We start from the raw sequence: 7,165 nt of genomic DNA, 5'->3' as shown, positions 1-7,165 counted from the left end.
GCGGGATCACGTTCCCGGCGTGCCCGACGACATCATCGCCACGCACCTCGATACGGAGATTCTTCGACCAATCGTTGCTAGTCTGCATCTGTTAGGTGCGCTCCATCTCGGATCATCGGTGCTGTGGTAAGTCCGATTATCCTTGTGGCAGCGCGCCTTTCACGTTAACGACACTCGATGCCACTCAATTACATGTAGGGTCGAGGGATAGGTGGCGGCGGACCGCAAGAACGATCTATTGCCCGCGACCGCCCGCCAGTCCGAGATGATGGACATCTTCGCCGGCGCGACCGGACCCGGATCTGCGAATCGGTGCCCCGGTAACGCCAGGAGTTGTGCGAGGGCAAGGACGGCGAAGATCACCGTAGCCGCCAGGACGCTCATCCGGAAGTTCGATGTTACAAAAGCCAGTCCGATTAGTGGGCCGAGGAAGCTTCCCGCTCGGTTGAACATGTTCAAGGTGGCGAATGCTTCGATTCGGCGGTCGTCGGCTTCGGTGGCAAGATAAGCCCGCAGCGCCGGGTTGAACCAGCGCGCCAGCGAAAGCCGTTGCCGCCGCGGCAATCAACAACGTCGATAGCGATTGGGCGATCGCCAACAATCCGAATGCGCCAATGCGCAGCAGGCAACCGGCCACGATCAACTGTTTGTAGCCGAGCCGATCGGCGAGCGTACCGCCCACGAAAAGCAGGCCCTGCGGCTGAAGTTGCGCACACCCAGCACCAGGCCGACTGCCCACACTGCCAGGCCAAGGGTCCCTGCCAGATAGCTGGACAAGTAGGGCATCAGCATGTAAAAGCCTATGCTGGATCCGAATTGGTTGATCATGAGTACGCGGCTTGGGCCGGCTGAAACTGCGAAACTGGGCCCAGAATCCCATCATGGCACTATCCGACGTACTGCGGTTGGGGAAGGACATTGAGTCGCAACAGGTCTCGCACAACTGTGCTGCTGGCTTGTTGCGTAGACTTCGAACTCCCGGGAATCCCGCCGACCAGGCTGTCTAACCCGCTTCCAACGCCCGGCTGTTGTGCAACCGAGTTGACAGCAGGCAGGGCGTCGACGCTGTTGCCGGCCAGTGCTTGCGGAGCGGGGATCGTCGCCGCGGTCGCACTGGCCGGCATGCGTGGCACCGATAGCCGCCGACCCTGGTCGCCTGGCCGAGCCCGGCCGACACCGCACCGGCGACTTTCGCTGCGTCAGCTGCTCCCTGGGTGGGGACCATCCCCACGGTCATGCCGGCGGGCATGGTGAGGTCGCGCAGCGCACCGGGCACGAAGCACAGGAGTGACAACACCAAGACGACGGTGGAACTGATATTCAGCGTCGGCAATGTCACAATGGCCGCGTGCACGATCTTCCGCGTGTTCGGACCGGCTGCCTGGCTGACCGAGGCGGCGTGGGACGCCAGCCCGGCGGTGTTGGTGGTCCGCGCTGGCGGCGCGAAGGGAGTCAGCCTCGTCGCGGCATCCGACGAGGCGGCATAGGCGTACATGGTGGCCGCGTCCTGGGCCCACATCTCGCCGTAATGCGCTTCGGTGGCGGCGATCGCCGGAAAGCGGTGCGCGTCGGCCGCCGAATGCAGCTCGGCGGCCAACTCGTCCCATGCGGCCGCCGCGGCCAGCATCGGTCCCGCGCCCAGACCGCAGTACATCCGCCCCGAGTTCACTTCGGGCGGCAGTGCTCCGAAATCCATTGCCAGTACTCGGATTTCATCGCGCCGCCATCACGTTGGCAGCCTCGGCCACCGCATACGAACGGCCGCTGGCCAGCAGGGCCGCCACGAAATCCTGTGTATGGCCATAGCTTGAGCACTGACCTGCTGGTAGCGCTCGCCGTGAATGGCGAACCGCTGGGCGGTCAGCGCCGATACCTCGTCGGCGGCTGCGGGGATCACCGCGGTGGTCACGGCAGCCGCTGTGGCATTTCGCGCCGCCACGGCCGAGCCGGCAGTCGCCAAGGCCGCGGCGGCTGTGCTGAACGCGTCAGGTTCTGTGATGACGTACGCCATGTCTTCCTCTCCTAGGCCAGGTGACCAGCCGAACCAAAACTTGATAGCAGTATTGTACGTATGTAAACTATTGATAAAGCGAGTGTAAGTCCTGTTACTATTCGCATGTGAACAGAACCAATGAGGGTGACTCGCGAGCGGGTGTTCGGCTCAGCGAGCTGGATCCCAAGCAGGAACAAGCCTGGGAGCTATGTATTCATTCAGCTGCGTTACTGCAACGCACTCTCGATGCCGAGCTGCGTGCCGAGTGCGGCATGAACCTGCTCACCTTGGACACCCTGGTGCAGTTGTCCCGCGCGCCCGACCAGGCCCTGTACATGAAGGACCTGGCCACCGCTTTGGTCTACAGTGCCAGCGGCATTACTCGGATTGTTGACAACCTGGAACGATCCGGTCGTGTCGCGCGTAACCCGGATCCGGCCAATCGTCGGGCCACGCGAGTCCAGCTGACCCCACGAGGACTTGGTGATCTGCAATCAGCGTGGCAGCTTCATGCCCGGGGAGTCGAACGTTGGTTCGCCAAACACGTCAACCCGCGTCAGGCGAATGTTCTCGTCGAGGTGTTCGGCGCGGTGACCGCGGATTTAGAACGGCTGCGGTAGTGCAGGCTAGTGCCGGCGTCAATCTTCGGCGAAGACGTTCTCGGCGTCGCCGCTGACCACCGGTATCCGGACCAGCGACAAGACGTGGTGTGCCGGGCTGCCCGGCGGCGCCGTCAGCACGCAGTCGCTGCCCTGTTTGCGTGCCCGGTCCCGGGCGGTCACCAGGGCGGCGACACCTGCTGATCCAAGGTGGGTGACGGCACTGAGATCGATCGTCAAAGACGCCAGCCCCGAGCGGCTTTCGACGGCGATCTGGCTTTCCAGGGTCGTCGCTGCGGTGGCGTCGACATCGCCGCGCACGACGATGCGGCCGGGCTCGGCGACCAACGAGACGAACTCCGTGTCGATCGCCGCTGGGTAGGCGGCACGGCTGACCACTGCGTCGGTGACGAACTGCGCCGGCCGGGACAGCCGATGGGTGATGGTGGCGGTGGTCCCGTCGGCGTCGTGCCTGACGTGCGATTCGCCGACCAGGGCCGCGGCCATCGCGAGTCCACGCCCGCGGCCCTTTTCGCCTTCGCGGTGATCCTTCCACGTGCCCCTGTCGATCACCGATGCCCGCAGTTTGCCGTGACCGTCCAGCGTCGCCTCGACCACGAGACCGCCGGGAACCTCTGTGCCGTAACCATGTTCGACCGCATTCTCGACGAATTCGGAGATCGCGTGCACGACATCCGAGATATCGGTGGAGTCCGCACCGATCTGCACAAGCCATTCACGGAGCCGGGCGCGGATCCGGCGCGCGGCGTGGATCGTCGCGTCGGTCGTCATGGACAGCGGTGGCGCCGGGATCCGGCGTTGTGCCGCAAGCAGTGTGACGTCGTCGTTGTAACCCGTGGATCGCAGCAGCAGTTCGAGCGTTTCCGAGCACAGGCGGTCGACGGGCCGGGCCGGCGCATCGATGACGAAGCCGCCGCCGCTGGCGATGGTTGCCGCCAGTTCGGCGAATTCTGCCGTGCTGGCCCCCAGCGGCCTGCCCGGACGTTCGACCAAACCGTCGGTGTACAGCATGATCGCATCGTCGATGTTGAGCATCTCGGTACGCACCGGGAATCCCGTTGCGCTGCCGAGCGGACCCGCACCCGAGGGCTCCAGGTAGCGGGACTTCGCATCGGCGGTCACCAGCAACGGCGGTGGGTGCCCGGCGGTGCAGTATTGGAATTCTCCGGTGGCCAGGTCGAGGGAGCCGACACAGATCGTCGCTGAGGTCGAGCCGGGCACCTGGTCGTGGAAGGACTCCACCGCCTGCAGGGCTTCGACGATGGTGTGTCCCGCCCAAATCTGCATCCGCAGCGCCGTGCGCAACTGTGACATCACCGCCGCGGCTTCCACGCCATGGCCGACCACATCCCCGACGATCAGCACCAGCCGATCCCCCAGGGCCACCGTGTCGAACCAGTCCCCACCGGCCGCGGTGTCCCGCGCAGCCACGAGATACTGCGCGGTTAGGTCGGCGCCGGAAACGACAGGCACCGACGGAGCGAGCAGCGCCTGCTGCATTATGATGGCCGAGTCACGGACGTGGCGGTACCGCTCGGACAGCTCCTCGACCTGCGCTTCGGCGGCCAGTCGTTCGCGTACCCGGCTCGTGACGTCATCGAAGAGGATTTGCACGCCCTCGATCGATCCGTCAGCCCGGCGTCGCGGCGTGACGACAAAGTCGAAGAATCGCTCCTCGATTCCGGAACCGTCGAAGTCGGCCTGCAGCCGCCACTCGGATCCGGACTGTAGCTCGCCGGTTTGATACACCCGGTCGAACATGTGGTAAATCTGCTGTCCCTCGAGTTCGGGATAGACCTCGCGCGCCAGCTGTCCCACGCCGACAAAAGTCGGGCTGAGGGTGCGATACGCGGCGTTGGCTGCGACGAAGCGGTGGTCGGGTCCCTCCAGCCCCAGCAGCATCGCCGGCACATTCTCGAAGATCCGGCGAACGTCCGCTGCGGTGCCGACCTTCTTGTCCCAGTCCATGTCGGGCGCCATGTGGCTGTCCCTCCTACGGACCGATCGAGCAACCAAGGCAAGCGCGTCGACGGATCTCGTCAACGGCCAACAATCAGATTAGCAATGCCCACGACCAGGTCGCGGCACCAAAAGATCGGTCGAGTCAGGTGGCATTCGTGTTGAGCACCCGGTTGGCGGTCTCAGGCAGCACCTGCCGATACTTCGTGGACAGTTGGGTCAGCAGCACAAATGCCGCAGGCGCGTCGATGTTGAAGCGTTCCATCAGCACACCGGTCGCTTGCGCGATCAAGTCGCGGTCGACCAGTGGTTCGCGTCGTGCCCGCGTACGGCGGTCGGTTTCGATGGCCATGGCCGCGTGTGCCGCGAACGTCAAGGAAATCTCCTCGGTTTGCTCATCGAACGCATTCGGCTGCTCGGCGTAGAGATTCAGGACCGCTCCGCCGTCGGCATGCCCGAACAACTGGATTGACAGCATCGACCGGACCGAGGTCTGTGACAGTACCTCCTGAGTGAAAACCGGCCACCGGGTCTCACTGTTGACGTCATCCACCCGCCAGATTCGTTGCCCCTTGGGCACTTCGAAGCACGGGCCCTGTAGATAACGCTGCGCGATGTTGTCGATGACGAGGGAGTCGACGTCGCTGGCTGCCACCGAGCGGATGACACCGCGGTGGGTGATCAACGTGATCCCGGCGTGGCTTACGGCCGGAATATGCACTGCCGCAGCGGCGGTGATCCACTTCAGCCGTTTGGTCGTAGTCATCTCTTTGCTGTAGCCGTCCAGCAATTCCGCGGCGGCTGCGTCGATATCGGCTGCCTCGGGTGACTTGGCAACGAACTTCTCGCCGGGCCGGTTCACCGCGTCCTCCTGTCGGGTGATGCGCTACGCAAGCTCGACGATCTGGCCGTAGCTTTCGGGTCGGCGCATGCTCGGTAATGGCAACGACTTCAACCAGTCCCGGCGCTGGTCGAAGTCGAGATCGGCGATCAGCAACGCTTTGCGCACCCGGGGACGTGCGGCGCCAGGCACCTGTCCTCGTCGCATGTGCACGTCTATCGGGTACCCAGACGGCCCGCTGACAACCCCCGGATTCGGCGGCGTGGTCCGGATCGTGGCGGTGTGGGTTTGTGGTTCTGCCGATCGGGTAGCCGATACCACGCGCGATTACCAAACAGCCCACGCGCACTGAGCGCGATTGAGAGCGAGGAGGACATCCCGTGGCGCAGGCCGCTCTGAAATCACCGACCGATGTAATCGACTTTCTCGTCGACCAGCACGAGCAGATCAAATCGCTGTTCGCGAAGACATTGTCCAGCTCGGGTAAACAACGAGAAGAGGCGTTCCTCGAGCTGCGTCGCTTGTTGGCGGTGCATGAAACCGCCGAGGAGGAAATCGTCCATCCGCGGGCCAAGCGCAAGATTGCCGGTGGGGAGACGGTAGTCACCAAGCGACTGGAGGAAGAGCACGAAGCCAAGACCGTGCTCAGCGAGCTGGAGAAGCTCGACGTCGACAGCGCCGAGTTCACCAGCAAGCTCACCAAGCTGCGCGATGCCGTCATCGACCACGCCGAGCATGAAGAATCCGAGGAGTTCGTCAAGCTGGGCGACGAACTGAGCAGCGACGAACTCGAACGGATGGGCCGCGCCGCCAAGCTGGCCGAGGCGACCGCACCCACCAGACCCCACGCCGGGGTGGAGTCCCAGATCGCCAACCTGATGGCCGGACCGTTCGCGGCGATGCTGGACCGGGCACGCGACGCGATTGTCGGCAAAGGCTGATTTGCCGGGGGCAACCCCAACCCGAAGTGGCCCGGTGCGCGAAGCACTGGGCTACTTCGAGCCTGCGATCTACGATGATCTCGCCCAGAATCTCGACCGCCGTCTTGAAGCGACCGGCGCGCGTTACCTCGGCCACGGGCGTCCTCGTCTCCCAACGTTGCGAGACAGGACGCTTCGAGAATGAGGTTACCGCCGTTTGGGTGATGCCCGCGAAGCTCAGAACGGGCGGCATAATCGAACATACATTCGGTTATGCCGCACCCGTCCGACGACTCACGACTCGTCCAACGCAATCTGGCGAACCATGTCTGACCGCGCAAGTAGGGTCGTCAAATTATGGGGTCGGTGCATGACGTCATCGAGGCGTTCCGGAAGGCTCCGTCGAACGCGGAGCGGGGAACGCAGTTCGAGAAGTTGATGGTGCGCTACTTCGAGCTGGACCCGATGCTGGCGCAGCATTACGACGCGGTGTGGCGGTGGATCGATTGGCCGGGACGGCAGGGTAAGGGCGACACCGGCATCGATCTGGTCGCGCGGGAACGTGACACCGGCAATTACACCGCCATCCAGTGCAAGTTCTACGAGCCGACGCACACGCTGTCCAAGGGCGACATCGACTCGTTTTTCACCGCGTCGGGCAAAACCGGCTTTACCAACCGGGTGATCATCTCCACGACGGATCGGTGTGCCGCATGATCCGTTCCACCGTGCGCCGCGCCACCGGGATGCCCTGTCGCTGCAGGTGCGCCCACATCTTCAGGCTGCCGTACAGGCTCTCCGGCGGGAGTTTTCCGTCGGCGTCAGGTTCGTA

5 protein-coding genes and 5 pseudogenes are annotated in these 7,165 nt (G+C 64.0%); 3 read left to right on the top strand and 7 right to left on the bottom strand.

What is annotated here, in order from left to right:
• Window positions 1-213 precede the first annotated feature (213 nt).
• The 3 pseudogenes from EET03_RS31760 to EET03_RS18965 form a co-directional block, all read right to left on the bottom strand.
• Window positions 214-880, bottom strand: a pseudogene (locus tag EET03_RS31760) (MFS transporter); the annotation flags it as partial.
• Window positions 881-1,363: 483 nt separating this feature from the next.
• Window positions 1,364-1,696 (bottom strand): annotated as a pseudogene (locus EET03_RS30360) (PPE domain-containing protein); the annotation flags it as partial.
• A 16-nt stretch (window positions 1,697-1,712) separates the two neighbouring features.
• Window positions 1,713-2,011, bottom strand: a pseudogene (locus EET03_RS18965) (PE family protein).
• A 107-nt stretch (window positions 2,012-2,118) separates the two neighbouring features.
• Between EET03_RS18965 and EET03_RS18960 the strand changes: the two are divergent.
• Window positions 2,119-2,613 carry a MarR family winged helix-turn-helix transcriptional regulator gene (locus EET03_RS18960; protein WP_244232440.1) on the top strand — a complete coding sequence of 165 codons (495 nt, stop codon included), beginning with the start codon at window positions 2,119-2,121 and terminating at the stop codon, window positions 2,611-2,613.
• An 18-nt stretch (window positions 2,614-2,631) separates the two neighbouring features.
• On the opposite strand, the gene EET03_RS18955 is transcribed toward EET03_RS18960, so the two are convergent.
• The 3 genes from EET03_RS18955 to EET03_RS30355 all read right to left on the bottom strand — a co-directional run bounded on the left by EET03_RS18955 (window position 2,632) and on the right by EET03_RS30355 (window position 5,605).
• Window positions 2,632-4,593: a SpoIIE family protein phosphatase gene (locus EET03_RS18955; protein ID WP_075541935.1), complete on the bottom strand. Its 1,962-nt coding sequence runs from the start codon at window positions 4,591-4,593 to the stop codon at window positions 2,632-2,634.
• Between the two features lie 124 nt (window positions 4,594-4,717).
• Entirely contained in the window at window positions 4,718-5,434 is a 717-nt protein-coding gene (locus EET03_RS18950) for a GAF and ANTAR domain-containing protein (protein ID WP_063472670.1), read from the bottom strand.
• A gap of 24 nt (window positions 5,435-5,458) precedes the next feature.
• A complete protein-coding gene (locus EET03_RS30355) occupies window positions 5,459-5,605 on the bottom strand; it encodes a hypothetical protein (RefSeq protein ID WP_167470662.1) in 147 nt (48 codons plus the stop codon).
• A gap of 188 nt (window positions 5,606-5,793) precedes the next feature.
• Here EET03_RS30355 and EET03_RS18945 point away from each other — a divergent pair, with 188 nt between their 5' ends.
• The gene (locus EET03_RS18945) at window positions 5,794-6,354 is read left to right on the top strand and encodes a hemerythrin domain-containing protein (protein WP_075541934.1); all 561 of its coding nucleotides are present in this window, start codon (window positions 5,794-5,796) and stop codon (window positions 6,352-6,354) included.
• A 336-nt stretch (window positions 6,355-6,690) separates the two neighbouring features.
• Window positions 6,691-7,038: pseudogene (locus EET03_RS18940) on the top strand (restriction endonuclease); the annotation flags it as partial.
• On the opposite strand, the pseudogene EET03_RS18935 reads toward EET03_RS18940, so the two are convergent.
• Window positions 7,022-7,165, bottom strand: a pseudogene (locus tag EET03_RS18935) (IS3 family transposase); the annotation flags it as partial. The pseudogenes EET03_RS18940 and EET03_RS18935 overlap by 17 nt on opposite strands.

It is taken from the genome of Mycobacterium innocens (assembly GCF_900566055.1).
In the GTDB taxonomy this organism is placed as follows: Bacteria; Actinomycetota; Actinomycetes; order Mycobacteriales; family Mycobacteriaceae; genus Mycobacterium; species Mycobacterium innocens.
The sequence above is the reverse complement of the archived record's forward strand: the minus strand, read 5'-3'. Positions and strand labels throughout refer to the sequence as shown.

Coding starts and splice junctions, on each gene's coding strand:
- EET03_RS18955 (WP_075541935.1), bottom strand. CDS start 4,593: ATGGCGCCCGACATGGACTGGGACAAGAAGGTCGGCACCGCAGCGGAC.